The organism is Microbacterium sp. NPDC077663 (assembly GCF_044542795.1).
Taxonomy (GTDB): Bacteria; Actinomycetota; Actinomycetes; order Actinomycetales; family Microbacteriaceae; genus Microbacterium.
This window is the reverse complement of the sequence record NZ_JBITVE010000001.1, coordinates 1,135,386-1,161,604: the sequence shown is the minus strand read 5'-3', so window position 1 is coordinate 1,161,604 and position 26,219 is coordinate 1,135,386. Positions and strand designations below refer to the sequence as shown.

Sequence of the window (26,219 nt, the reverse complement as noted above, 5' to 3'; positions counted from 1 at the left end):
CCGGTCAGGCGTCGAGGTCGTCGACGCCCGGCATCCAGCTCTGCCCCGGCTTGCCCCAGCCCCGCTTGCGGGCGATCTTCTGCGTCGTCTTCCAGTCGGAATCGTCGAGACGGTCGATGTAGAGGATGCCGTTGAGGTGGTCGAACTCATGCTGCATGATGCGCGCCCGCCACCCCTCGACGCGGATCTCGACCGGCTGCCCGTCGAGATCGGTCCCCCTGACGAGGACGGCATCGGCGCGGCGCAGCGGGAACCGCTCGCCGGGGAACGACAGGCAGCCCTCCGATTCGTCGTCGGGGTCGGGGGACCCGGGCTCGGGAGGCGTCATCCACAGTTCCGGGTTCATGATCACGCCGCGCCAGGGCTGGTCGTCGTCATCGTGATACGCGTACGTATAGATGCGGAGCCCCACACCCACCTGGGGTGCGGCCAGCCCGACGCCGGGCGCCGTGTCCATCGTCTCGAACATGTCCGCGACGAGTGTGCGGATGTCGTCGGTCACCTCGTCGACGGGGGCGGCGACGGAATGGAGGACGGGATCGCCCATGATGCGAATCGGAAGTACGGCCACGTCAGAAGCCTAACGAGGCTCGCGCCCGGTATCGTCGAGGCGTGATTCTCCCCGGGACGCCGATCGACGATCTCACCGACGAGCTCGTCGGGGTCTTCGGCAACCCGGCGATCCTGATCGGCATCCCGCTCGCCGTCATCGGTGCGGTCTTCATGTCGTTCGGAGCCCAGTACCAGCACCGCGGCGTCCAGAAGGTGGAACAGCTCACCGCTCAGGCCGGCGTGTCGGGTCTGACGGGAGGGCAGCTGCTCCGGCTGCTGCGTCGCCCCTCCTGGGTGCTGGGCACGGTCATGCTGGGGCTCGCGATCCTCTGCCAGCTCGCCGCCCTCTCCTTCGCGCCCCTGATCCTGGTGCAGCCGATCGGTGCCATCTCACTGGTCATCACGACCCTGCTGAACGCCCGGGTCAGCGGACACAAGCCGACACGACGCTCGATCACCTCGATCGCCCTCTGCGTCGGCGGAATCTTCATCTTCGTGACGGTCGCGGCCCTGTACGCGACAGAGCGGCCGATCAGCGACCCGCAGCTGCTCACCGTCCTCTGGATCCTCCTGGGTGTCGTGGTCGTCCTCGCCGTTCTGTGGGTCACCCTTCGCAAGCGGATGCGGGCGCTGTTCTACATCGTCGCCGCCGGCATCGTCTACGGCTTCGTCGCCACCCTCGCCAAGGTCGTCATCAACCGGATCTCGAACGGCGACTTCGAGTGGCTGACGGTCCTCTGCATCGTCGCGCTGCTCGCCGGTACCGCCATGGGCGCCTACTTCGTGCAGACCGCCTACTCGTCCGGTCCGCCCGACCTCGTGATCGCCGGGCTCACCGTGATCGACCCGATCGTCGCGATCGTCATCGGTCTCGCGGTCCTCGACGAGGCCAGTGGTGCGCCGTTCGGGGCGTACATCGGCTTCGGGATCGCCGGCGCGCTCGCGATCATCGGCGTGTTCCAGCTCGCGCGGTACCACCCGCAGGTGATCAGTGACAGTCAGGAGATCCCGATCGCCCGGGGCAGCTCCGAGTTCAGCGACGGCAAGAAGCCGACCACGGGCTCCATTCGACTCACCGAGACCGTGTCGAAGGTCTGGCCGGATCCGCCCGTGAAGGACGAGGAACGGCCGAAACGATAGGCTCTTCTGCGCAGGGGGCGGTGGCCAAGCTGGTCAAGGCAGCGGGCTCATAACCCGACGATCGTGGGTTCAAGTCCCACCCGCCCTACCGATTCCCGACCCTCACGCGTCTGGAGGGCCCTCGAGGTTCAGCGTCGCGTAGAACCAGGTCGCGAGGCCCGCCGTGAGCACGACGAAGGCGCCACCGGTGGCGATCGAGTGGTCGTCTCCGTCGCTCAGCTGCCACTGGAAGAAGACGCTGTCCCCGTCGATGCGCGGCGTGCCGCGCAGAGACGCATGCGTCGACGGTGTCATCACTGCGACCATCGCGTCGACACGATGCTCGAACGCGACTCGGCCGTAGACGGCCCGATCGAAACTCACGTGGCAGATATCCGGGTGGATCAATCGCTCGATCGCGGCGCTCCGGCGCGTCGCGTCCCGCTCGTTGATGATCTCCGCGAGGTAGGCGGTGGGGAACAGGTCTCCCGTCGGCATGAGGACAGGACAGCGCGCGGCGAAGCGCTTCGTCAAGATCTTCACGTCGAGTGCGCGCGCTGCTACAGCACCCGGGCGGGAGCGGAGTGTTACACGGTTGTGATTCGGTGCCCGTTTAGGCGATAATGGCGGCACAACCGGATATCCGGCCAGCACTCTCCATCAGGTCGTAGGGGAAGACGTACCTGAACGAAACGGAGAGATCGATGGCCACACCTCAGGCGCGCGGAGTGATCTACATCCACTCCGCGCCACGCGCGCTGTGCCCCCACCTGGAGTGGGCGGCGGGTCGCGCTCTCGGGCATGCCGTCAACTTCGAGTGGGCGGATCAGCCCGTCCTCGACGGCAGTCGGCGGGCGGAATTCTACTGGGAGGGACCTGCCGGCACCGGGGCGGCCCTCGCGACCGTCATGCGCGGCTGGGAGCACCTGCGCTACGAGGTGAGCGAGGACCCGACGCCCCGCAGCGACGGCGGTCGCTGGCTCCACACGCCGAGCCTCGGTATCCACTACGCCCAGACGGACACGGCCGGCAACGTGGTCATCGGCGAGGATCGCCTGCGCTACGCCATGGAGATCGCAGCAGGGGACATCAGCGAGCTGCAGCGCGAGCTCGACGTCGCCCTCGGCGCGGCGTGGGATGACGAGCTCGAACCGTTCCGTCACGCGAGTGACGACGCGCCGGTCGTCTGGCTACACAAAGTCGGCTGAGACGACCCGAGGAGAGCGGACACTCCACGATCGGACAGGTTTTCAGGCGGGGGCAGGAGAGCCTCGACCGGCTTCGGACGGCTTCCCGGAGACCGGGGCGGCCTCGGTCCCGCCTGATCGGAACGACAGACGCCCCCGGTGGCTTCCCGGGGGCGTCTGTCGTGGAGTCGGCTCAGACCGAGCGGAACGCGACGACGGCGTTGTGGCCGCCGAAACCGAACGAGTTGCTGATGGCCAGCTGGTCGCGGTCGCCCAACGGCACCGCGTCGCCCGACAGGCGGAACGGTACAGCCGGGTCGGGGTCGGTGATGTTGATGGTCGGCGGAGCGAGACGGTCGCGCAGAGCGAGCACGGTGAACATCGCCTCGAGGGCACCGGTCCCACCCAGGAGGTGGCCTGTGGATGCCTTGGTCGCAGACACGGGCATCTCGTCGACGCGGTCACCGAAGACGGACTTCAGCGCGACGTACTCGTTCGGGTCGCCCACGGGGGTCGAGGTCGCATGCGCGTTGACGTGCGTGACGTCCCCGGGTGCGGCATCCGCCATGTCCAGCGCGAGCCGAACGGCACGGGCCGCGCCGGTGCCCTCGGGGTCGTTGGCGGTGATGTGATACGAGTCCGCGGTCACGCCGCCGCCGACGAGCTCCGCGTAGATCTTCGCGCCGCGCGCCTTCGCGTGTTCCTCGGTCTCGAGGATGAGGACGGCGGCACCCTCACCCATGACGAAGCCGTCACGGTCGATGCTGCCCGGACGGGATGCCGTCGCGGGGGAGTCGTTGCGGCGCGAGAGTGCCTGCATCGAGGCGAACGACGCGATGGTGATCGGGTGGATCGCCGACTCGGTGCCCCCGGCGATGACGATGTCGGCGAGGCCGGCGCGCATGTGCTCGAGGGCGTTGACGATCGACTCGGTGCTCGACGCGCAGGCGCTCGCGAACGTGCGGGCGTAGGCGCGGGCACCGAAGTGCAGCGACAGGTTGCCCGCTGCGGCGTTCGGCATGAGCATGGGCACCGTCATCGGCATGACGCGCCGCTGGCCCTTCTCGCGCAGGGTGTCCCATGCGTCCAGCAGGGTCCAGACGCCGCCGATGCCGGTGGCGAACTCGACTCCGAGGCGCTCGGGGTCGACCTCGGGCGCCCCGGCGTCCTCCCAGGCCTCCTTGGCCGCCACGAGCGCGAGCTGCGACGACGGGTCGAGGCGCTTGGCGACCGGGCGCTCCAGCACAGTCTCGGGCCGCACCTTCGCCTCGGCGGCGAAGGTGACGGGCAGCTGGTACTGCTCGACCCACTCGTGCTCGAGCGTGCGGGCACCCGATTCTCCGGCGAGGAGGGCGTCCCAGCTCTCGCCGGCGGTTCCGCCGATGGGGGAGGTCGCACCGATGCCGGTGACGAAGATTCGCGTGTTGCTCATGGTTCCCTCGTGCTGCTCCGGTGGGGGCGCACCCCCACCGGACGCGCGGATCAGGCCTGGTTGGACGAGATGTAGGTGACGGCGTCGCCGACGGTCTTGAGGTTCTTGACCTCGTCGTCGGGGATGGTGACGCCGAACTTCTCCTCGGCGTTGACGACGATCGTCATCATCGAGATCGAGTCGATGTCGAGGTCGTCGGTGAACGACTTCTCGAGCGCGACCTCGTCGGCCGAGATGCCGGTCTCGTCGGTGATGAGCTCGGCCAGGCCGGCGAGGACCTCGTCGTTGGTGAATGCCATGGGATATCTCCTTCTGTGGGAATCGGGCCCAGCCGGGCCGGTAGTCAGTTTAGGTGGGGGACAGCCGTCGTCACGGGAGGACGACGACCTGTGCGCCGAACACGAGTCCGGCGCCGAAACCGATCTGCAGGGCGAGCCCGCCGCTGAGTTCGGGGTGCTCTTCGAGCAGTCGGTGGGTCGCCAACGGGATGGATGCCGCCGAGGTGTTTCCCGTCGTCTCGATGTCGCGACCGATCACGACGGAGTCGGGCAGCTTCAGCTGCTTGGCGAACTCGTCGATGATCCGCATGTTCGCCTGGTGCGGCACGAAGGCGGCCAGGTCGTCGGGGGTGATCCCCGCCGCCTCGATGGCCTGACGCGCGACCTTGACCATCTCCCAGACCGCCCAGCGGAAGACGGTCGGCCCCTCCTGGCGCAGGGTGGGCCATGGCGCGGCGCCGTCGCGGAACTCGGTCAGCGTGTGGTTCATCCCCACGGCATCCGCTTTGGACCCGTCGGAGCCCCAGATCGTCGGACCGATGCCCGGGGTCTCGCTCGGACCGACGACGACCGCGCCGGCGCCGTCACCCAGGAGGAACGAGATCGAGCGATCGGTCGGGTCGACGATGTCGCTGAGCTTCTCGGTGCCGATGACGACCGCGTAGTGAGCCGCCCCCGCGCGGATGAGGGCGTCGGCCTGCGCGACCCCGTAGGCGAATCCGGCGCAGGCGGCGTTCAGGTCGTACGCCGCGGCGGGATTCGCCCCGACGCGGTCGGCGACGATCGCGGATACCGATGGCGTCTGCTTGGGGTTCGAGATCGTCGCGACGATGACCGCGTCGATCTGGTCGGCGGGGACGCCGGAACGCTCGATGGCCTCGGCCGCGGCATCCGCGGCGAGATCGATCGCGGAGGTGTCCGCCTGTGCCCGCACGCGGGTGATGATGCCGGTGCGCTGACGGATCCACTCGTCGCTCGAGTCGATCGGTCCGATCAGGTCCTCGTTGGGGATCGCGTTCTCACCGCGCGCCGCGCCGTAGGCGTAGATGCGGGTGTGCGCGGCGCCGGTCGGCTGGATCAGCTGGGGGGTCATGCGTCTTCTCCGGTCAGGAGGGCGTTCGCTGCGGCGAGGTCCTCGGGCGTCTTCACCGCAACAGACGGTACGCCGCGCAGTCCGCGCTTGGCGAGTCCGACGAGGGTCCCCGCCGGAGCGAGCTCGATGAGGCCGGTCACGCCGCTTTCGGCGAACGAGGCCATGCACAGATCCCATCGGACGGGGTTCGCGACCTGAGCGACCAGCAGGTCGAGCGCGGCACGACCGTCCGACACGGTGCCGCCGTCGCGATTGCTCCAGAGGGTCAGGGCGGGGTCGGATGCCGCGACCTCGGCGGCGGCCGTGCGCAGCGTCTCGACAGCGGGGGCCATGTACCGGGTGTGGAAGGCGCCGGCGACCTGCAGCGGGATCACGCGGCTGCCGCGCGGCGTCTCGGAGCCGAGTTCGGCGAGGGCGGGCAGCGCACCGGCAGCGACGATCTGGCCGCCGCCGTTGTAGTTCGCGGGCGTCAGGTCGAGTTCTTCGAGGCGCGCGAGGACGGCAGCCTCGTCTCCGCCCACGACGGCGCTCATGCCAGTCTCCTCGAGAGCGGCGGCTTCGGCCATGGCCCGCCCACGGATGCCGACCAGACGCAGTCCGTCCTCCTCGGAGAGGACCCCGGTCGCGACGAGCGCGGCGATCTCGCCGACGGAGTGTCCCGCGACACCGTCGGGACGGTGGCCGGCGGCGACGAGCGAACGCCACGAGAGGAGGCTCGCCGCGACGATGAGCGGCTGGGCGACTTTGGTGTCACGGATGCGGTCGGCATCCCACTCGGTCCCTGCGGCGACGAGGTCGATCTCGGCCCACGCGGAGTACTGCTCGAGCAGCTCGCGGGTGCCTTCGATCTCGAGCCACGGAGTGAGGAACCCGGGGGTCTGCGAACCCTGGCCCGGGAAGACGGCGATGATCACGGTTTCCATCCTTGCAAGTTCAGGTCGGGCGTGCTGTCGGTCGGCGCACAAGAAAGCGCGATTCGTTTGTTCGTGTCGTACACACTCAGCCGCGGCGAGCGGGGCGTCTGCGTGTCACCTCGGCGCCGATCGATCCCAGGATCAGCGCCGTCTGCAGGATGAGGGCCTCCCGGGGGCCGGTCGCATCCCACCCGATCACGTCCGATACCCGCTTGAGGCGGTAGCGGACCGTGTTGGGATGCACGAAGAGCTCCCGGGCCGTCGCTTCGAGCGAGCGTCCGTTGTCCAGATAGCTCCAGAGGGTCGTCACGAGGTCGGTCGAGTGCGCCTGCAGAGGCCGGTAGATCTTCTCGATGAGCGTCGCCTTCGCGAGCGGGTCACCCGCGAGTGCCCGCTCCGGGAGCAGGTCGTCGGCGTCGACCGGACGGGGTGCGTGGCGCCACGACTTCGCCACGGCGAAGCCCGCGAGTGCCGCCCGCGCGCTGAGACCCGCGTCCAGCAGCGCCGGTGCCGTCGGGCCGAGTACGAGGTGACCGCTGCCGAACCCCGGCTCGAGGCGCGTGGCGATCTCGGTGAAGGGGAGCTCCTCGGCATCCTCCCGTCCCGTCTGGTCGGCACGGCCGATGACGAGCACGAGGCGCGACCCCTGCACACCGATGAGGACGTCGACGCCGAGCTTGCGCGCCGTGCGGCGCACCTGGTCGACGTCGAGCTGCGGCGGCGTCGTGCCGACGAGGACGGCGACCTCGCCGTGGCCGTGCCAGCCGAGCGCCGCGATCCGGCTCGGGAGCTCTTCGTCCGCCTCGCCCGTGAGGATCGAGTCGACGACGAGGGCCTCGAGCCGCGCATCCCACAGTCCCCGTGCCTCCGCCGCGCGGGCGTAGACGTCGGCCGCGGCGAAGGCCACCTCTCGCGAGTACAGCAGTATGCTCTCGCGCAGTCCGTTGCCACGGCCCGCCACGCGCTCCTCGGTCGTCTCCACGGTGACGCGGATCAGCTGAAGCGTCTGCGTGAGGCTGATGCTTCGCAGCAGCTCGCGCGGGGCAGACGCGAAGACGTCGGCCGCGATCCACGGCGTGGAGTTCGGGTTGTCGTACCACTCGACGAATGACGAGATGCCCGACTGAGCGACGAGGCCGACGGCCGACCGCCGCCCGGGGGGCATCTCGGCGTACCACGGCAGGGACTCTTCGAGTCTGCGCAGTGTGGTGGTCGCGAGATCACCGGAGATCCGACGGAGCCACGCCAGTGTCTCCGCCTTCTCCTGGGCGGTCGGCCGTTCGGTCATCGCGCGGGTCAGGCTTCGCCGCCCGCGTTACCGGAGGTGCCGGCGTTGACGTCGTGCAGACGGTACTTCTCGATCGCCTGAGCCGACAGGCCGCGGTCGACGACACCGTCCTCGGCAAGGGCCTGCAGCGTGCGCACGACGATCGACGGGCCGTCGATCTTGAACTGGCGTCGTGCGGCGGCGCGCGTGTCCGAGAAGCCGAAGCCGTCGGCGCCGAGGGTCGCGTACCGGCGGGGGATCCACTGGCGGATCTGGTCCTGCACCGCGTGCATGAAGTCGCTGACGGCGACGATCGGGCCCTCCGAGTCGCGCAGCTTCTCGGTGACGTAGGCCGTCTTGGGCTCCTCGGTCGGGTGCAGGAAGTTGTGCTCGTCGGCGGCGAGACCGTCGCGACGCAACTCGGTCCAGCTCGTGACCGACCACACGTCGGCGCTCACGCCCCAGTCCTTCTGCAGCAGATCCTGCGCCTCGAGGGCCCACGGCAGGCCCACGCCCGAGGCGATGAGCTGGGCGCGGTGACCCTCACCCGAGCCGGTCGCGACGCGGTGGATGCCGCGGACGATGCCGTCGACGTCGACATCCTCCGGCTCCTTCGGCTGGACGATCGGCTCGTTGTAGACCGTGATGTAGTACATGACGTTCGGGTCATCGTGCTCGCCGCCGTACATGCGCTCGAGGCCCGACTGCACGATGTGCGCGATCTCGTACCCGTAGGCCGGGTCGTACGACACCGTCGCCGGGTTGGTCGAGGCCAGCAGGTGCGAGTGGCCGTCGGCGTGCTGCAGGCCCTCACCGGTCAGCGTCGTGCGACCGGCCGTCGCCCCGATGATGAAGCCGCGTGCCATCTGGTCGCCCGCCGCCCACTGGGCGTCGCCCGTGCGCTGGAAGCCGAACATCGAGTAGAAGACGTACACCGGGATGAGCGGTTCGCCGTGCGTCGCGTACGACGTGCCGACACCCGTGAAAGCGGCGAGGGCGCCGGCCTCGTTGATGCCGACGTGCATGATCTGGCCCTGCGGGCTCTCCTTGTACGCCAAGAGCAGCTCGCGGTCCACCGACGTGTAGTTCTGCCCGTTCGGGTTGTAGATCTTCGCCGTCGGGAAGTACGCGTCCATGCCGAACGTGCGCGCCTCGTCCGGGATGATCGGCACGATGCGGTGACCGAAGTCCTTGGTGCGCAGCAGATCCTTCAGCAGGCGGACGAACGCCATGGTCGTCGCGACCTCCTGCGTGCCCGAGCCCTTCTTCGGCAGCGCGTACACGCTGTCGTCGGGGAGGCTGAGCGACGTGTACTTGCTGCGACGCTGTGGGAGCGTCCCGCCTAGCGTGCGACGGCGCTCGACCATGTACTCGATGGTCTCGTCGCCTTCACCCGGGTGGTAGTAGGGCGGCTCGTACGGGTTCTCCTCGAGCTGTGCGTCCGTCAGCGGGATGTGCATCTGGTCGCGGAACAGCTTGAGGTCGTCGAGGGTCATCTTCTTCATCTGGTGGGTCGCGTTGCGCCCCTCGAAGTGCGGACCGAGGCCGTACCCCTTGACCGTCTTGGCCAGGATGACAGTGGGCTGCCCCTTGTGCTCGACGGCGGCCTTGTACGCCGCGAACACCTTGCGGTAGTCGTGTCCACCTCGCTTGAGGTTCCAGATCTGCTCGTCGGAGTAGTCCTTGACGAGAGCGGCGGCACGCTCGTCTCGGCCGAAGAAGTGCTCACGGACGTAGGCGCCGTTCTCGGCCTTGTACGTCTGGAAGTCGCCGTCCGGCGTGCTGTTCATGAGGTTCAGCAGCGCACCGTCGCTGTCGCGGGAGAGCAGGTCGTCCCACTCGCGGCCCCAGACGACCTTGATGACGTTCCAGCCGGCACCGCGGAAGAAGCTCTCGAGCTCCTGAACGATCTTGCCGTTGCCGCGGACGGGGCCGTCGAGGCGCTGCAGGTTGCAGTTGACGACGAAGGTGAGGTTGTCGAGGCCCTCGTTCGCCGCGACCTGCAGCTGACCGCGGCTCTCGACCTCGTCCATCTCGCCGTCGCCGAGGAAGGCCCACACGTGCGAGTCGGACAGGTCCTTGATCCCACGGTTGGTGAGGTACTTGTTCGTCATCGCCTGGTAGATCGCGTTGATCGGTCCGAGGCCCATCGAGACGGTCGGGAACTGCCAGTAGTCCGGCATGAGGCGCGGGTGGGGGTAGGAGGGCAGGCCGTTGGGGGCGGCGGATGCCTCCTGGCGGAAGCCGTCGAGCTGCTGGCTCGTGAGCCCGCCCTCGAGGAACGAGCGGGCGTACATGCCGGGGGAGGCGTGGCCCTGGAAGAAGACCTGGTCGCCGCCGCTGGAGTGGTCGGGCCCGCGGAAGAAGTGGTTGAAGCCGACCTCGTACAGGGCCGCAGACGAGGCGTACGTCGAGATGTGACCGCCGACACCGATGCCGGGGCGCTGCGCGCGGTGCACCGTCAGCGCCGCGTTCCAACGGATCCAGCGACGGTAGCGACGCTCGACCTCTTCGTCACCCGGGAACTCGGGCTCACTGTCGACGGGGATGGTGTTGATGTAGTCCGTGGTGGGGACCTGGGGGACATTCAGGTGCAGTTCACGCGAGCTCTGCAGCAGGCTCAGCATGATCTCGCGCCCACGACCGGCGCCACGGGCGTCGACGAGCTGACGCAGGGATTCCTGCCACTCCGACGTCTCTTCCGGGTCGCTGTCCTGGGGGCCCTGCGAGTACGGATCCTGATCGTTGACAGTCACAAGAGGCCTTTCGTCGCCTGGCAGATCGTGCCAGGAAGGAGGGTTCGAGCGAGGGCGCGCTTGTTCGCCGCGCACAACACGCTTGTCCTCAGCCTACCCATACGGGTAGGTGCTGGATGCCGCGCGGAGCGCCCGATCAGGCAGTGGTGAAGGGATGCCGGAAGTGGGCCCCTCCGGGATCGAACCGTGGCCCGTGCCAGGGTTTTGCCATGACTACTGATGTGCCGGCCGACGGTCCCCATGCCTGCGCGATGATGCGGATGATGGTGGAGGATCGGCGGTTCTCCGTCGGGTACGACCCCCGATACCGCGACTACATCATCGCGGAGACGATGCCCGATCCGTCCGCTGGGCTCGACCGCTGTAGCGAAGTCGGCTCGCCGATCTGGGTGGGCCCTGCCGGGATCGAACCGACGACATCCACGGTGTAAACGTGGCGCTCTACCAGCTGAGCTAAAGGCCCTGACGCACCGAGTCTACGGGCGTCGCCCTCGACCCGGTGCGCGGTCAGCGCGCGGCGGGACCCGCGTACAGGTCGCCGCCCTTCGCCAGCCGCGAGTGGCGACGCGAGTAGGCGAAGTAGATGACGAATCCGAGGGCGAGCCAGATCAGGAAACGGAGCCACGTCTCGACCGTGAGGTTGAGCATCAGATAGATGCACACGGCGGCGGAGAGCGCCGGCAGCCACGGGTTGAGCGGGACCCGGAAGCCGCGCGGCAGATCGGGGCGACGGCGGCGCAGCACGATGACGCCGACGGAGACGAGCACGAAGGCCGAGAGCGTGCCGATGTTCACCATCTCCTCCAGCACGCCGACCGGTGTGAGTCCGGCGACCACGGCGACGATGACCGTCACGATGATCGAGATCACCCACGGAGTGCGGAAGCGCGGGTGCACCTTGGCGAGCCCTCGGGGGAGGAGGGCGTCGCGCGACATCGCGAAGATGATGCGGGTCGCGCCGATCATGAGCGTCAGGACGACCGTGGTGAGGCCGGCGACGGCCCCGGCGGAGATCACGGTGGCCATCCAGGTCTGCCCGTGGAAAGCGAAGGCGTTCGCGAGGGCCGCGGCGGGGTCGAGGTCCTGGTAGGGGACCATGCCGGTGACGACCAGCGCGACCGCGCCGTAGAGCACGGTGCAGATCACGAGCGAGGCGATGATGCCGATCGGAAGGTCGCGCTGCGGACGCTTGGTCTCCTCCGCCGTCGTCGCGACCACATCGAAGCCGATGTACGCGAAGAACACGAGGGCGGCGCCGGCGAAGATGCCGCCCACGCCGAACGCGGTCGGCTCGATGCCGGAGAAGAACTGCAGGAGCGGCTGCGTCAGACCCGACGCCGTCTCCCGTGGAGCGGCATCGGGGATGAAGGGGGAGTAGTTCGCCGGGTTCACGAACATGAGACCGGCGATGATCACGAACAGGACGATGAAGAGCTTGACCGCAACGAGGACGAGATTCACGCGCAGCGATTCACGGATGCCGACGGTGATCAGCACTCCGAGGACGACGACGAGAAGCATCGCCATCACATCGACGGTTCCGCCGTACCCGATGGCGGCAGGGATCGGCGCGCCGAGCTGTTCCATCAACGACCCGAGGTAGGCGCTCCACCCCTGGGCGACGACACTCGCGCCGAGGAACATCTCGAGGATGAGGTCCCACCCGATGATCCAGGCGAACAGTTCGCCGAGCGAGGCGTACGAGAAGGTGTAGGCCGACCCTGAGACCGGGACCGTCGACGCGAACTCCGCATAACACATCGCGGCCAGGCCGCAGGCGATCGCGGCGACGACGAAGCTGATCACGATCGCGGGTCCGGCGACCTCGTGCGCCGCGCGTCCCGTGAGGGTGAAGATGCCCGCGCCGATGACGACACCGACGCCGAAGACGGTGAGGTCCAGCGCCGACAGCGACTTCTTCAGCCGGAATTCCGGCTCCTCCGTGTCGGCGATCGACTGTTCGACCGTCTTGGTGCGCAGCACGCTCATGCTGATCTCCTCCCGCGCGATTCCGGCACGTCATGCTAGTGCGTCACGGCATCCCGCCCCACGGCGACGCCCCGGCGGCGCGCACGGCGAGGGTAGGTTGGAGAGCGTGAAAGCCAGCTTCGCCGACCAGCGCCGCCTCCTCGATCTCGCCGACGCGGACCTCGCCGCCCAGCAGGCCGACCACGCCCGTCGGAACCCCGCCCAGGCAGCCCGGGTGAAGGAGCTGCTGGCCGAGCGCGCGACCCATTCCGCCGAGCTCACGCGGCGCCTCGGCGCCCGCGACGACGCCCAGACCGAGTTGGCGCGCATCCAGTCCGACGTCGCCGTCGTCGACGCGCGCACGGCACGCGACAACGAGCGTCTCGCCTCGACGTCGAGTGCGAAGGATGCGCAGGGGCTCGAGCACGAGATCGCCTCGCTGGCCAAGCGCAAGTCGGACCTCGAGGACGCCGAGCTCGAGGTGATGGAGCGGCTCGAAGAGGCGGAGGCCGCCGTCGCCGAGCAGGAGGCACTCATCGCGTCGGTCAACGAGGAAGGCGCTCGGCTCAGCGCCGAGGCGAAGGATGCCGTGGCTGAGGCGACCGCTCGTCACGAGGCGGCCACGCGCGATCGCGCCGCGATCGCGGCGACGCTGCCGGCCGACCTGGTCGGCATGTACGACCGTCTCGCCGCCCGGGGCGTCGGCGTAGGACTGCTCCAGCACCGGACCTGCGGCGGATGCCGCATGGTGCTGTCGGGGACGGACCTGAACGTCGTCCGCGCCGCGGCCGAGGACGACGTCATCACCTGCCCCGAGTGCGGCGGCATCCTGGTGCGCGGCGAGGACTCCGGGCTCTGACCGCTCCGGAGGCTCCCGCCGGGGACGCCGTCCCCTGGATCGTCGTGGGGACGTCCGACGAGGGCATCGCCCTCGTCCCGGTGACCGCCGACGGCATCCGCAGGGAGCCCGAGATCGTCGACCGGCCGGCCTTCGCCGCGCGGGTTCGGCGGGCGGGCGACACGACCCGTTGGGTGTGGAGCGACACGAGCGCCTGGTACCCGGCGCTCCTCGCCGACGGCGTCAGGGTTGCGCGCTGCCACGATCTCCGTCTCGCGCACGCGATCCTGCGCGACAGTGCCCGGTCCATCGGTGCGGACGCGCTCCGTTCCGCGACGGAGTGGGATGCCGCGGCATCCGTCATCGATGACGGACCGAGCGCGCTGTTCGAGGTCGATCCGGGCGCCCGCGAGGCTCCGCATGACGTGGAGTCGGCGGTGGCCGAGTTCACCCGTCAGCGCGAGGTGCTCGACGCGAGCGCGGCCGGGCTGCGCCTGCTGGCGGCTGCCGAGTCGGTCGGCGCCCTGGTCGCGGCCGAGATGCATGCCGCCGGTGTGCCCTGGGACGGCGGGGTGCACGACGAGATCCTGACGGGGATGCTGGGGGCACGCGATCCGGCTGGACGACAGCCTGCTCGCATCGAGGCGCTGGGCGCCGAGATCCGGGACCTCCTCGGAGATCCGGGTGTCAGCCTCGACTCGCAGCCGAAGCTGCTGCGTGCGCTCCATCGTGTCGGGGTCGCCGCGACGTCGACGAGCAAGTGGGAGCTGCGCGAGTACGACCACCCGGTCATCGCGCCGCTGCTCGCGTACAAGCGGCTCATGCGCATGTTCACCGCCAACGGCTGGGCGTGGCGCGACGAGTGGGCCCCGGACGGGCGGTTCCGTCCGGTGTACGTGCCCGGTGGCGTGGTCACCGGCCGGTGGGCCTCGTCCGGCGGTGGCGCGTTGCAGTTGCCCCGTCAGCTGCGTCCCGCGGTGCGGGCGGACCCCGGGTGGTGCCTCGTCGTCGCCGACGTCGCGCAGCTGGAGCCGCGGGTGCTCGCGGCGATGTCACGGGATGTCGCCCTCGCCGAGAGCGCACGCGGCAGCGATCTCTACGAGGGCATCGTCTCGCGCGGGGTCGTGAGCACGCGGTCCGAGGCGAAGTTCGCGCTGCTCGGGGCCATGTACGGTGCGACGACCGGCGACAGCGGCCGTCTTGTGCCGGCGCTGCGCCGCGCCTACCCGCGTGCCATGGGACTCGTCGACGACGCCGCTCGCGTCGGCGAGGAAGGCGGTGTCGTCACGACCTGGCTCGGTCGCTCGAGCCCGCCGCCCTCACCCGGCTGGCGGGCGCTGCAGGGGCGGGCGGGTGATCCCGACGCGACCGAGACCGACCGCACCCGTGCGCGCCGCGCCGCTCGCGACCGCGGACGCTTCACCCGCAACTTCGTCGTGCAGGGCACCGCGGCCGAGTGGGCTCTCGCGTGGTTGGGAGACCTGCGCGCCCGACTGGCCGCCTTGCCCCGTATCGACGATGCGGATGCCGCGCCGCGTTCCGGCCCGCTCCACGCCCGCCAGGCCCATCTGGCGTTCTTCCTGCACGACGAGGTCATCGTGCACACCCCCGCCGCGCACGCCGCGCAGGCGGCCGAAGCGGTGGCGGGAGCGGCGGAGACCGCCACCCGGCTGCTGTTCGGTGACATCCCGCTCGACTTCCGTCTCGACCTGCAGGTGCGCCCCGACGCCGCGAAGGAGTGAACGGCCGGACGGATAGACTCGACCCGCGAATGGGTCGGCTGGACGGTCGCGTGGCGCGAGAGCGCACCGAGGAACGTCCGGGCTCCACAGGGCAGGGCGGTGGGTAACACCCACCCGGAGTGATCCGCGAGACAGTGCCACAGAGAGCAGACCGCCCCGGTTCCGACCGGGGTAAGGGTGAAAGGGTGGTGTAAGAGACCACCGGGGTCGTGGTGACACGACCCGCACGGTAAACCTCGCCCGGAGCAAGGTCAGACAGGGGATGCCGACGCGGCCCGCCGAGTCCCCGGGTAGACCGCTGGAGCGGCACGGCAACGTGTCGCCGAGAGAGATGACCGTCCACGGGGTCCGCGAGGATCCCCGGACAGAACCCGGCGTACAGGCCGGCCCATTCGCCCCTCCGGCCAGCCGCCTCAGCGCGCGGTGGTGTCCGCGAGGTCGCCGCCCTGCTCCGCAGGAACGTCGTCGCGCTCGCCCGCGAGAGCGAGCGCGGCCGCGCCGATGATGCCCGCGTTGTTGCGGTGCACGGCGGGGACGATCTCGGTGTTCAGATCGAGCAGCGGCAGGAACTTGTCGGCGTGCTTGGAGACGCCGCCGCCGACGACGAACAGGTCGGGGGTGAAGAGGAACTCGAGGTGGCTGTAGTACTTCTGCAGCCGCTCGGCCCAGGCATCCCACTCGAGTTCCTCACGCTCCATCGCGGAGTAGGCGGTGTAGTGCTCGAAGTCCTTCTTGTGGCCGGGGCGGTGCAGGTGGCCGAGCTCGGTGTTCGGCACGAGGGCACCCTTGTAGATCATGGCGGTGCCGATCCCGGTGCCGAGCGTGGTGAGCAGCACGAGTCCGTTCCGGTCTTTCGCGGCTCCGTAACGCATCTCGGCGACTCCGGCGACGTCGGCGTCGTTGGCGAAGTGGATCTGGCGGCCGAGGCCCTTCTCGAAGAACGCCTCGGCCTCGAAGTCGATCCAGGTGTCGGCGACGTTGGCGGCCGACAGGGTGCGACCGTTCTTCACGATCGCGGGGAACGCGACGCCGAGGGGGACGTCGGCATCCGTGACCTCGAGCTTCTCGAGCACTTCGCGAACGGCCGTGAGCACATCATCCGGCTCCGCGCCTGTCGGCGTCGGGACCTTGATTCGGTCGGTGAGGAGTGTTCCTTGCGAGAGGTCGACGAGGGCACCCTTGATGCCCGTCCCTCCGATGTCGATGCCGACGGCGGTGGTGGCGGTCCCAGTCATGCCACCGAGCCTACTGCGACCGCGGAGACGGATTCGTAGGATGCCGGGCGCGGCCTTCGTAGGATGATCCTCACGAGGCCGAGGAGGACCCATGAGCGACGCCGACAAGTATTGGTACAACCTCAAGACGGGCGAGGTCCAGCAGGGGTTCGAGGCTCCGGCCGTCGACCGTGCCGGCCCGTTCGACACCGCCGAGGAGGCTGCGCGTGCCCCCGAGATCATGCGTGAGCGTTCGCGGGCCTGGGCGGCGGAGGACGCGGCCGAAGACGACTGAGACCACGTCGCGTCGGTGAGTGCGGCGTGCCGCGGGACCGATAGTCTGGCAGTCGGCTCGGCACCGGGAAGGATGCGATGGACAAGCAGCGTGACTTCGTTCTGAGGACGATCGAGGAACGGGGGGTCAAGTTCATCCGACTGTGGTTCACGGACGTGACCGGAACCCTCAAGTCGGTCGCGATCGCCCCCGCAGAGGTCGAGGGTGCGTTCGCGGAGGGCCTCGGGTTCGACGGCTCGGCGATCGAGGGTCTGACCCGCTCGTACGAGTCCGATCTGCTGGCCCACCCGGACCCGTCGACGTTCCAGACACTGCCGTGGCGCGGTGAGATCGACCCCACGGCGCGGATGTTCTGCGACATCACGACTCCCGACGGCCAGCCGGCCGTCGCCGATCCCCGCAACGTGCTCAAGCGCGCTCTCGCGAAGGCGGGCGACGCGGGCTTCACGTTCTACACGCACCCCGAGATCGAGTTCTACCTGCTCAAGTCGTCGTCCTTCGGTCCCGAGGGGCCGGAGCCGGTCGACTCCGCCGGCTACTTCGACAACGTCCCCGGCGGCACCGCTCACGACTTCCGCCGTCGCTCGGTGCGGATGCTCGAGGACCTCGGCATCTCGGTCGAGTTCAGCCACCACGAGGGCGGCCCCGGTCAGAACGAGATCGACCTGCGGTACGCCGACGCCCTGGCCACCGCCGACAACATCATGACGTTCCGCACGGTGGTCAAAGAGGTCGCGATCGAGCAGGGCGTGTACGCGACGTTCATGCCGAAGCCGCTCAGTGGAAAGCCGGGCAGCGGTATGCACACCCACATGTCGCTCTTCGAGGGCGACATGAACGCCTTCTATGAGGAGGGTGCGCAGTACCAGCTCTCCAAGACCGGCCGCCAGTTCATCGCGGGTCTGCTGCGTCACGCCAACGAGATCTCGGCCGTCACGAACCAGTTCGTGAACTCCTACAAGCGGCTCTGGGGTGGGGACGAGGCGCCGAGCTTCATCTGCTGGGGCCACAACAACCGCTCCGCGCTGGTCCGCGTACCGATGTACAAGCCCAACAAGGGGCAGTCGACGCGTGTCGAGTATCGCGCGCTGGATTCGGCGGCGAACCCCTACCTCGCGTACGCACTGATGCTCGCTGCCGGCCTGAAGGGCATCGAGGAGGAGTACGAGCTCCCCCCCGAGGCCGAGGACAACGTGTGGTCGTTGACGGATGCCGAGCGCCGTGCCCTCGGCTACGGTCCGCTTCCGTCGAGCCTCGACCACGCCCTCGAGTACATGGAGGAGTCCGAGCTCGTGGCGGAGACCCTCGGCGAGCAGGTCTTCAACTACGTGCTCCTGAACAAGCGCCGCGAGTGGCAGGAATACCGGTCGCAGGTCACGCCCTTCGAGCTGCAGAAGAACCTCGAGATGCTCTGAGGCGATGGCCTCCATCGAGCGACGGGCAGCCCTCACCGACCTGGCCCGTGCGGGCTTCTCCGATCTCGAAGCGTCCTCCGATGCGCTCGACGAACTGGGCTCGCTCGCCGGCATTGACCGCGGGGAGCTGATCGAGGGTGCTCGCCGCGCCGCAGACCCCGACGGTGCGCTGCAGTCCTGCGTGCGGATCGGTCGGCGTGACGCCGCATCCGTCCGTGCCGCGCTCACCAAAGCGGGCACCGTTCTGTGGTCGCTCCTGGGGGCGTCGTCGGGTTTCGCGGACTTCTTCCTCCGCCACCCCGAGGAACTCACCCACCTCGTCGGTGCCGGGCGCATGCTGCCCTCGCCGCGGAGCATGCGCGAGAGCCTGCTCGAGGCGGTGGGAGCCGATGCCGACGGTTTCGCGGCAGCATCCGATGAATCCGCGTGGGTCGCTCTGCGCGTCCGCTACCGCCGGATCGTCGCCCTCATCGCCGCCTACGACCTCGCAGCCGACGATGCCACCGAGGTGCTTCCCGAGGTCGCGGCCGCCCTCGCCGATGCGGCGGGCGCCGCGCTCGATGCGTCGCTGTGCGCCGCGCGCACGCGGGCGGCCGTCGCGATGTTCCCGCGCGAGCAGGTGTCGGCCACCCGCCTGGCGGTCATCGGGATGGGCAAGACCGGCGCGCGCGAGCTGAATTACGTGAGCGACGTCGACGTCATCTTCGTGGGGGGTGTCGCCGAGGGGGCGGACCTCGCCGAAGGACGCGCGATCGACATCGCGACCCGACTGGCCACCCTCACCATGCGCGGCATCTCGGACGTCGAGATCGAGCCGCCGCTGTGGGAGGTCGACCCCAATCTCCGCCCCGAAGGCAAACAGGGCGCGCTGGTGCGGACCCTGGACTCGCACCTGTCGTACTACGCGCGATGGGCGAAGAGCTGGGAGTTCCAGGCCCTCCTCAAGGCCCGACCGCTCGCGGGGGACCTGGAGCTGGGGGAGCGCTACCGCGCCGCCGTCCAGCCCCAGGTGTGGGCGAGCAGCGCCCGAGAGAACTTCGTCGACAGCGTGCAGCGGATGCGCGAACGGGTCACCGAGCACATCCCCGCCGAAGAGGTCGCCCGCCAGCTGAAGCTCGGGCCCGGCGGCATCCGCGATATCGAGTTCACCGTGCAGCTGCTGCAACTGGTCCATGGTCTGGTAGACGAGGGGATCCGGCAGCAGAGCACGCTCGGCGCTCTCATGGCACTCGTCGGCGAGGGCTACATCGGACGAACGGATGCCGCTGCCTTCGGCCAGCACTACCGCACCCTCCGCGTCATGGAGCACCGCCTGCAGCTGCGGCGACTGCAGCGCACGCACCTCATGCCGACCACCTCCGACGAGTTGCGCGTGCTCGCACGGGCGAGCGGTCTCGCGAGCGATGCAGCCGGCATCAGCGCGGTGTGGGAGCGCATCAAGATCCAGGTGCGCGAGATCCACATCCGCCTCTTCTACCGCCCGCTGCTGTCGGCCGTCGCGGCTCTGCCCGCGGAGGAGCAGGGGGCGTTGTCCTCCGCGCAGGCCCACGATCGCCTCGCCGCCATCGGCTTCCGCGACCCCGCCGGCACGCTTCGGCACATCGGGGCGCTGACGAGCGGTCTGAGCCGCAAGGCGACCATCCAGCGCCACCTCATGCCGGTGATGATCCGGTGGTTCGCCGACGGTGTGGACCCCGACTACGGCATGGTCTCGTTCCGGCGGATCAGCGAGCGACTGGGAGACACGCCCTGGTTCCTGCGCATGCTCCGCGACTCGTCGGGTGCGGCGGAGCGGCTGACGCACGTCCTGTCGGGTTCGCGCTACGCGGCCGACCTCATGGAGTGGATTCCCGAGGCGGCCGCCTGGCTGGACTCGTCCGAGCAGTTGCGTCCCCGGTCCGGTTTCGCCCTGCAGCAGGAGGCGCGAGCCATCCAGGCGCGCCACGAGTCGATCGGCGACGCGATGCGCTCCGTGCGTGCGCTGCGACGTCGCGAACTGCTGCGTCTCGCCCTCGGCGCGCTGCTGGGCGAACTCACGATCGCCGAACTCGCGGACGGCCTGACCTCCATCAGCGAGGTGACGATCCAGGCGACGCTTCGGGCGGTCTGGCGCGAGGTCGTGCCTCCCGAAGACGACGCGCTCGATTTCGCCGTGATCGCGATGGGGCGTTTCGGCGGCGGCGAGCTCGGGTTCGGATCGGATGCCGACGTCATGTACGTCTACGATCCGAACGGAGTGCCGCCCCAGCGTGCGCACGAGCTCGCACTGAAGATCGTCCAGGGTCTGCGCACCCACTCCGAGGATCACCGCGCGCCCTTCGACCTCGACGCCGGGCTCCGGCCCGAGGGGCGTAACGGTCCGATGGCGCGGTCGATCGACGCCTACGCGGAGTACTACCGGCGCTGGTCGCTCTCATGGGAGGCGCAGGCGCTCCTCCGTGCGCGCGGGGTGGCCGGCAGCGTCAAGCTGATCGCGCGGTTCATGGCGCTGGCCGACGACCTGCGCTACCCGCTCGATGCGGATCCCCAGGGACTGCGCGAGATCAAGCGCATCAAGGCCCGCGTGGAGAACGAACGCCTGCCGCAGGGCGTCGACCGGTCGCGTCACTTGAAGCTCGGCCCTGGCGGATTGAGCGACGTCGAATGGCTGGTCCAATTGCTGCAGTTGCAGCACGGCGCGCAGGTCGAAGGACTCCGCACCACGTCCACCACGGCGGCTCTGGCGGCCGCACAGGGGGCGGGACTGGTTCCGGATGCCGCAGCAGAGCGCCTCGCCGCGGCCTGGTGGCTCGCGAGTCGGCTCCGCTCGGCGAACACCCTGCTGTCGGGCCAGACGAGCGACGTGCTGCCGAGCGATCGTGGCAAGCTCGACGGGATCGGGCGTCTGCTGGAGTATGAACCCCGCTCCGCCACGCAGGTGGAGGAGGATTGGCTCCGGACCGCGCGCCGCGCCCGTCGCGCTTTCGAGAATCTCTTCTACGGCTGAGCGCCGACCGACCGAAAGGCATCACCCCATGTCCGTTGGACTGCTGGCCGTCGTCGACGACATCCTGAGCGCCGCCCTCAAGGCGTCCTCCAAGACCGCCGCCGTCGTCATCGACGACGCCGCGGTCACCCCGCAATACGTGCAGGGCGTCACCCCCGCCCGCGAGCTGCCCATCGTCGGGAAGATCGCACTGGGCTCGTTGATCAACAAGTTCGTGATCATCATCCCGATCGCTCTCGTGCTGACCGCGTTCGCGGACTGGCTCCTGCCCTACCTCCTGATCCTCGGCGGGGCGTTCCTCTGCTTCGAGGGCGCGGAGAAGGTCCTCGAGTGGTTCGGCTTCCATCTGCACGCGGAGGAGGAGGTCGAGCGCGACGAGAAGAAGCTCGTGTTCGGCGCGGTCCGCACCGATCTCATCCTCTCCACCGAGATCATGCTCATCTCGCTGTCGAACATCGACGAGGGCCTCGGCATCTGGGCAACCCTCGCGGTGCTCGCCGTCATCGCCCTGCTCATGACCGGTGTCGTCTACGGTGCCGTCGCCCTGCTCGTGAAAATCGACGACATCGGCCTTCGCATGGCGAAGAGCCCGAGCAGGACCGTCCGTCACAACGGCGCCCGGATCGTGCGGTCGATGCCCGCGGTGTTCCGCGCGATCAGCATCCTCGGCACCGTCGCGATGCTGTGGGTCGGCGGACATCTCGTCCTGCAGAACGTGGGAGAGGCGGGCTGGCATGCCACGACCGACCTTCTGCACGGCGTCGAGCACCTGCTCGAGGCCGCCGGCCCAGTCATCGTGTGGTTCGGCGAGACGGTCGTCTCCGCCGTCGTCGGACTGCTGTTCGGGCTCGTCATCGTCGGAGTGATCGTGCTGATCGGGCGTCTGCGGGGCCACGACCGTGCGCACAGCGACACCACGGCATCCGCTGGTCACTGACACTGTCAAGGGGCGGGGTGGTCGTCGCCGACGCGCCTAGCGTCACCGCATGACGACCGACAACATCGACCCCTCAGACAACGGCCCCACCGAGGCGACCGCCACCGCGCAGTCGCAGGACGCCCAGACGGACCGCGACACCGCGTACAGCCCCGGCAGCGAGACCGAGACGCAGCACAAACAGGACGAGCACGTCTCCGATGAGGTCGCTGGCGACATCGATGCGGACCAGGTCCAGGTCGCCCCGGGCACCGGCGGACCCGACGACGTCGGCGAGGTGGAGGTCGATCCGAAGGACATCAACCTCCCCGGTTTCTGATCCGTCATCGGACACGCGAAAGGCCCGCCGGCGCAGTGCCGGCGGGGCCTCACGATCGTGCGATCAGACGCCGAAGTACAGCTCGTACTCCTGCAGGCGTGATGGCGGGTGATGAGGCGGGATGTGTAGCCCGGAATTCCGCGGAGACCATGGCGTGAAGCGTTGGGTGGTCATGTCCGCGAATGTGGTTTCTGCGGACTTTTTGCGGACTGCGACTGTCTGGCGTAGGCCGTGGCCGCTGAGCGGGATTGAGCTGGTGACGCCCAGATGTCTTCGTATAGGCCTGCAGTCGCGTCGACGCCAGGAAGCTGCGGGTGTCGGTACTCGTGGAGCACAGCGGAGTGCAGAAGCTCGAGCACCGTTGTGTTCAGGAAGACGGCGATCTCGGTGAGTTCGCGCAGGCTGAACGGGTACTGTCCGTTCGCTTTGGCATAGGCGGTGGGTTTGCTGACACCGAGAATGCTCGCGTCTGATCGCTGGTCATGGCATCGACCTTGTCCGTGATAAAAGGTCGCGGCTAGGCGGCAATTACTGACCGCGGTTCGACTGTGGCCGCGTGGACACGTGTTGCGGCGACGTGCGCCTATGGCGAAGCTGCGCTAGAGCCTCAGCGAGACCGCGAAGGCTCAACCGCTCGCGAGAAGGTCGCCTGCTCCCGTGGGGCGTTCGATCCACGGGACCTTCTGCAACCAGCCACAACCACCGCACTCGTAGCCACCGTCGACGTCGCGCATGATCGTCCCGCAGGCGGGGCAGTTGGGCTGCTCGCCACCCTCGAACGGATCGGCGGGCAGGTGCATGGAGCCCACCCTCCGGCGCAGGTCCCAGTGGGCTCTGGCAACTGCTGAAATGAACGCTGGTCTCGGCGCGATTCGGACCCCTAAGCTACGAGCGCGCGGGGTCACTGGGGTCCCGCATGTTCTGGGGAGAACTCATGCAGATATCTGCATCCACGCGATCGCGTTTTGGCGTCGCGATCATCGCCGCTGCGGTGGGCTTCGGGCTGCTGGCCACCCCGAGTCCGGCGTCTGCTGCAGAGCGCACCGGCGTCGTGCTGTCCAGGATCGCAGCGGCGAGCGGGGAAACGATCGTTGCTGGGAAGAACATCGTTCTCACGGGGAGGGCGTCCGCCAACTTGAAGGGTAAGCAGCTTGTCCTTCAGGTCAAGTCGGGCAAGAGCTGGAAGAACCTGAGCGTGAAGCCAACCGTGAGCTCCAAGCTCACATTCACCGCCAAGGTCAAGGCGGTCGGTCTCGGCAGCACCACCTACCGGGTCGTCTACCCCGGCACTACGACGGGCAAGGACCTCGCCCGGTCCACTGGCAGCCGCACCGCCACCGTGTGGAAATGGTTCCCGCTCGCCGGCCAGAAGATCGTCGAGTCGAAGGCGAGCTACGGCTGGTACGAACCGTATGCTCAGGCCGCGACGGTGGCCGGCGTCTACTATCCGGAGGCAATCCTCGGCCGCTCGAAGAATGACCGCCCGTCGTGGTCCGAATGGAACGTGTCGTTCCAGTGCAAGTCATTCACGGCCCTCGCAGGCGTTGACGACACGTCTTCCTCTGCCAGCGCGGGGACCAGCTTCGTCAGCGTGGACGGCATAACACCCGCAAACGCATCCATCCCGCTGAAACTGGGGAAGCCGACCGCCATCTCGGTGGATGTGCGGGACGCCATGCGCCTTCGACTTTCAGTGGTGTCGCCCAACGTCGACCCCGTGAAGGCTGTCTGGGCCAACGCACAGATCCTCTGCAAGCAGAACGTGAACCCGAAGGACTGAGTCGATTTCCTGAGCGACGACGCCTTCCGACAAGCACCGAGAGGCGTCGTCGTTGGAATCAAGCGCTTTTCCGATCGCACCGCTGCTAAGGAACCCTGTCGCCCTCAGCCGAAATGCCCCCAAAGGTGCGCGTACCGCTTACACATTCCCCGCCTCCCGCGTCGTCGCGCTGATACGCGTCCAGAGTCGGGCGCGTCGGCGCGCCCACTCTTCACGTGTAAGCACCAGCCCAACGATCGCTAGCGCTGTGAGTAAAGGGATGGATGGATCTGCGGCTGTTGCGTGCAGGACGGACGCCCACGTCGCTTCACCGCCGTCCAGTATTGCGCGCATCACAGGACCCCCGTGTCGTTCCCCCGTGGACATAGTCCACACGCTAGACCAATGCACGTGCATGAACCTGAACCCGACCTGATAGCTACTGGGATGGGCTCGGATGAGTCCGCCCAGGCTGCCGACCCGGGGAGAGCGTGGCGATGTAGGCGCGATGCACGCTCATGGTCGCGGCGCGCAGAATGACCGTGGGGTCGAGCTCTATCTCGCGGTACCAGCACCGGTAGAACACTCGCTCGCCGGCTCGGCGGACCTCCACGCGCCCGTATGGTTCCCCGTCCGCGGCAGACGCCAGGCTGATCCTCCCGAGTCGCGAGAAGAGGGTGCCAGGAAGCCGCGAATCGCGAATCGCACATATGTTCGATTCGAGAGAAGTTGCGGGTCCGAGTCGTCTTTCAGGATCGACCGCGTGATCACGATGCTCTCCTCGGCCCGCAAGCGTATGAGCGCGATGTCCTCATCCGTGAATGAGATGTCGATGAGCGCATCGTCGGGCATCTCGCCGCTCGGCGGTTCTTGAGCTACCCGAGCTTCGTCGATGAGGTGCCAGATACGGTCGAGGTGCTTTACGAGGCCTCGCGGGTCTCCCTCGACCCGATCCACCGAGGCGTGGCCTTCGACTACCGCGCTGACCGTCAGCGCGGTCCTGTAGGTCATCTACATCGGCCCAGGGTACTGGCCTCTCGATCTGATCCGGAGACCGAAGCCCTCTGCCAGCATTTCGTACATCACAGCCGAGGGGTGGCGGATTAGCGACGACCGGTCGCAGTGTTGGTGGGTGGGAACCCCGCCGGCTGATGCTCTGGGGGTGCGCCAGCCCAGAAGACGAGGCTCCCACAAGCCCGACACTAGGCCGGTCCTGGATGTTAAGCGATGGGGTGCCGGGATCCTCTGGCGATCGGTCCCCAGAGGATCACAAGAGGATCCCGTCCTGGAGACGGAATCCCGTGCGACCAGCCCCGATACGGCCTGCCAGAACCCGCTGACGTAGACGCACGAAGACCAGCCCGATGATCCTCGGCGCACTCAGCGCCCCAGGCGTAGAAGCGGGGGCCGGGCGACTACACGTGGGAAGCATCCCACAGCAATGCCCCGGGCGACACCCCCCTCGCAGAATCTGCGAATCAGAGAGGCGGCTGCGAGGCGATGTGGATCGGCTGCGTCGCCCTGGATATGTTCATCGAGGGGCGCGCGGCCACATACGTGCCGCCGTCATCATCCCAGTGCTCCAACGCCACCTCCGCATCATCGGAGGCTTCGTCGTACTTGGAGGCAGATCTGTCGCCGTTCTCTCCATCGCCCATAGTCCGGACTGTACGCCGTGCGATGAGGTGCGGATAGGGGTGCGCTGACGACGACCCGCGGGCTCCCCGCATGTACGAGCAACGACGAAACCGCCCCCGCCCCGCCGCAGGGCCGAGCGGGGGCGACGCTCGCAAGAGTCTGAAGCCCCGCACCGGATGCGGCGACTATCGCGTTCGGTAGGTTCCCCATCGCGACGATACGAACTGCGCGGAGCGCAGCTCGCTCGCCAGTTGCGTCTAGAGCAGCGAGCGTCCCGGGCGGCAGCCCTTCGTCGCTGCGTAAGGTGAGGCGCTCGGATTCCATCACCGCGCCCGCTGCGGCTTCCAGGATCAGCAACAGCCCAACGACATAGACGATCTCGATCAGAAGGCTACCCTCCCCGAAACCTACCGATCGTCTCGGACACAGAGAGAGCCCGCCAGCGTGGTGCTGACGGGCTCTCTCTGAGATTCTGCGGACTCCCTGCGGACTAAGTCCCGGAATCCCGCG

Annotated in this window: 23 protein-coding genes, 2 tRNA genes and 1 other RNA gene; 13 read left to right on the top strand and 13 right to left on the bottom strand. The window is 68.5% G+C overall.

Annotated features, from left to right (window positions below; translation table 11 throughout):
- Positions 1–4: 4 nt before the first annotated feature.
- A complete protein-coding gene (gene def, locus ACIGEP_RS05675; protein WP_396660629.1) occupies positions 5–571 on the bottom strand; it encodes a peptide deformylase in 567 nt (188 codons plus the stop codon).
- A gap of 41 nt (positions 572–612) precedes the next feature.
- Here def and ACIGEP_RS05670 point away from each other — a divergent pair, with 41 nt between their 5' ends.
- Positions 613–1,692 (top strand): DMT family transporter, encoded by a 1,080-nt coding sequence (locus tag ACIGEP_RS05670; RefSeq protein WP_396660628.1) that lies wholly within the window; start codon positions 613–615, stop codon positions 1,690–1,692.
- Between the two features lie 14 nt (positions 1,693–1,706).
- Positions 1,707–1,780 (top strand) — tRNA-Ile (locus ACIGEP_RS05665).
- Between the two features lie 14 nt (positions 1,781–1,794).
- Here the strand turns inward: ACIGEP_RS05665 and ACIGEP_RS05660 are convergent.
- On the bottom strand, positions 1,795–2,169 hold the full coding sequence (locus ACIGEP_RS05660) for a hypothetical protein (RefSeq protein ID WP_396660626.1): 375 nt from the start codon (positions 2,167–2,169) through the stop codon (positions 1,795–1,797).
- Between the two features lie 206 nt (positions 2,170–2,375).
- On the opposite strand from ACIGEP_RS05660, the gene ACIGEP_RS05655 reads away from it, so the two are divergent.
- Positions 2,376–2,879: a DUF3145 domain-containing protein gene (locus tag ACIGEP_RS05655; RefSeq protein WP_396660625.1), complete on the top strand. Its 504-nt coding sequence runs from the start codon at positions 2,376–2,378 to the stop codon at positions 2,877–2,879.
- Positions 2,880–3,051: 172 nt separating this feature from the next.
- Here ACIGEP_RS05655 and ACIGEP_RS05650 read toward each other — a convergent pair whose 3' ends face one another.
- The 8 genes from ACIGEP_RS05650 to ACIGEP_RS05615 form a co-directional block, all read right to left on the bottom strand.
- Entirely contained in the window at positions 3,052–4,290 is a 1,239-nt protein-coding gene (locus tag ACIGEP_RS05650) for a beta-ketoacyl-[acyl-carrier-protein] synthase family protein (protein ID WP_396660624.1), read from the bottom strand.
- 50 nt (positions 4,291–4,340) lie between these two features.
- Positions 4,341–4,589, bottom strand: a complete 249-nt coding sequence (locus tag ACIGEP_RS05645; protein ID WP_065570643.1) for an acyl carrier protein — start codon at positions 4,587–4,589, stop codon at positions 4,341–4,343.
- Positions 4,590–4,659: 70 nt separating this feature from the next.
- Positions 4,660–5,661 (bottom strand): beta-ketoacyl-ACP synthase III, encoded by a 1,002-nt coding sequence (locus ACIGEP_RS05640; RefSeq protein WP_396660623.1) that lies wholly within the window; start codon positions 5,659–5,661, stop codon positions 4,660–4,662.
- Positions 5,658–6,575, bottom strand: coding sequence for an ACP S-malonyltransferase (locus ACIGEP_RS05635; protein WP_396660622.1), 918 nt, complete (start codon positions 6,573–6,575; stop codon positions 5,658–5,660). The genes ACIGEP_RS05640 and ACIGEP_RS05635 overlap by 4 nt, the downstream gene beginning before the upstream one ends.
- Before the next feature lie 85 nt (positions 6,576–6,660).
- Positions 6,661–7,863, bottom strand: a complete 1,203-nt coding sequence (locus ACIGEP_RS05630) for a PucR family transcriptional regulator (RefSeq protein WP_396660621.1) — start codon at positions 7,861–7,863, stop codon at positions 6,661–6,663.
- A gap of 8 nt (positions 7,864–7,871) precedes the next feature.
- Complete coding sequence (gene aceE, locus ACIGEP_RS05625) at positions 7,872–10,598, bottom strand: pyruvate dehydrogenase (acetyl-transferring), homodimeric type (RefSeq protein WP_396660620.1); 2,727 nt, start codon at positions 10,596–10,598, stop codon at positions 7,872–7,874.
- A 390-nt stretch (positions 10,599–10,988) separates the two neighbouring features.
- Positions 10,989–11,061, bottom strand: a tRNA-Val gene (locus tag ACIGEP_RS05620).
- Between the two features lie 44 nt (positions 11,062–11,105).
- Entirely contained in the window at positions 11,106–12,587 is a 1,482-nt protein-coding gene (locus ACIGEP_RS05615) for an amino acid permease (protein WP_396660619.1), read from the bottom strand.
- 106 nt (positions 12,588–12,693) lie between these two features.
- Here ACIGEP_RS05615 and ACIGEP_RS05610 point away from each other — a divergent pair, with 106 nt between their 5' ends.
- The 3 genes from ACIGEP_RS05610 to rnpB all read left to right on the top strand — a co-directional run bounded on the left by ACIGEP_RS05610 (position 12,694) and on the right by rnpB (position 15,541).
- A complete protein-coding gene (locus ACIGEP_RS05610) occupies positions 12,694–13,425 on the top strand; it encodes a zinc ribbon domain-containing protein (protein WP_396660618.1) in 732 nt (243 codons plus the stop codon).
- Complete coding sequence (locus ACIGEP_RS05605; RefSeq protein WP_396661020.1) at positions 13,422–15,146, top strand: bifunctional 3'-5' exonuclease/DNA polymerase; 1,725 nt, start codon at positions 13,422–13,424, stop codon at positions 15,144–15,146. The genes ACIGEP_RS05610 and ACIGEP_RS05605 overlap by 4 nt, the downstream gene beginning before the upstream one ends.
- Positions 15,147–15,176: 30 nt before the next feature.
- Positions 15,177–15,541: RNase P RNA component class A (gene rnpB, locus ACIGEP_RS05600), an RNA gene on the top strand.
- Positions 15,542–15,559: 18 nt separating this feature from the next.
- On the opposite strand, the gene ppgK is transcribed toward rnpB, so the two are convergent.
- Positions 15,560–16,381 (bottom strand): polyphosphate--glucose phosphotransferase, encoded by an 822-nt coding sequence (gene ppgK, locus ACIGEP_RS05595; RefSeq protein WP_396660617.1) that lies wholly within the window; start codon positions 16,379–16,381, stop codon positions 15,560–15,562.
- Between the two features lie 91 nt (positions 16,382–16,472).
- Here ppgK and ACIGEP_RS05590 point away from each other — a divergent pair, with 91 nt between their 5' ends.
- From ACIGEP_RS05590 to ACIGEP_RS05565, 6 genes are all read left to right on the top strand, one after another.
- Entirely contained in the window at positions 16,473–16,655 is a 183-nt protein-coding gene (locus tag ACIGEP_RS05590; RefSeq protein ID WP_396660616.1) for an SPOR domain-containing protein, read from the top strand.
- Positions 16,656–16,732: 77 nt separating this feature from the next.
- Complete coding sequence (glnA, locus tag ACIGEP_RS05585; protein WP_064002148.1) at positions 16,733–18,070, top strand: type I glutamate--ammonia ligase; 1,338 nt, start codon at positions 16,733–16,735, stop codon at positions 18,068–18,070.
- 4 nt (positions 18,071–18,074) lie between these two features.
- The gene (locus ACIGEP_RS05580) at positions 18,075–21,056 is read left to right on the top strand and encodes a bifunctional [glutamine synthetase] adenylyltransferase/[glutamine synthetase]-adenylyl-L-tyrosine phosphorylase (protein ID WP_396660615.1); all 2,982 of its coding nucleotides are present in this window, start codon (positions 18,075–18,077) and stop codon (positions 21,054–21,056) included.
- A gap of 28 nt (positions 21,057–21,084) precedes the next feature.
- Positions 21,085–21,993 carry a DUF808 domain-containing protein gene (locus tag ACIGEP_RS05575; protein WP_396660614.1) on the top strand — a complete coding sequence of 303 codons (909 nt, stop codon included), beginning with the start codon at positions 21,085–21,087 and terminating at the stop codon, positions 21,991–21,993.
- Positions 21,994–22,042: 49 nt separating this feature from the next.
- On the top strand, positions 22,043–22,312 hold the full coding sequence (locus ACIGEP_RS05570) for a hypothetical protein (protein WP_396660613.1): 270 nt from the start codon (positions 22,043–22,045) through the stop codon (positions 22,310–22,312).
- Positions 22,313–22,653: 341 nt separating this feature from the next.
- Positions 22,654–22,785, top strand: a complete 132-nt coding sequence (locus ACIGEP_RS05565; RefSeq protein WP_396660612.1) for a hypothetical protein — start codon at positions 22,654–22,656, stop codon at positions 22,783–22,785.
- Between the two features lie 153 nt (positions 22,786–22,938).
- Here the strand turns inward: ACIGEP_RS05565 and ACIGEP_RS05560 are convergent, their stop codons facing one another.
- Positions 22,939–23,112 carry a hypothetical protein gene (locus tag ACIGEP_RS05560; protein WP_396660611.1) on the bottom strand — a complete coding sequence of 58 codons (174 nt, stop codon included), beginning with the start codon at positions 23,110–23,112 and terminating at the stop codon, positions 22,939–22,941.
- A 116-nt stretch (positions 23,113–23,228) separates the two neighbouring features.
- On the opposite strand from ACIGEP_RS05560, the gene ACIGEP_RS05555 reads away from it, so the two are divergent.
- The gene (locus ACIGEP_RS05555; RefSeq protein WP_396660610.1) at positions 23,229–24,092 is read left to right on the top strand and encodes an NPCBM/NEW2 domain-containing protein; all 864 of its coding nucleotides are present in this window, start codon (positions 23,229–23,231) and stop codon (positions 24,090–24,092) included.
- A gap of 1,457 nt (positions 24,093–25,549) precedes the next feature.
- Here the strand turns inward: ACIGEP_RS05555 and ACIGEP_RS05550 are convergent.
- On the bottom strand, positions 25,550–25,729 hold the full coding sequence (locus ACIGEP_RS05550) for a hypothetical protein (protein WP_396660609.1): 180 nt from the start codon (positions 25,727–25,729) through the stop codon (positions 25,550–25,552).
- Positions 25,730–26,219: the final 490 nt, after the last annotated feature.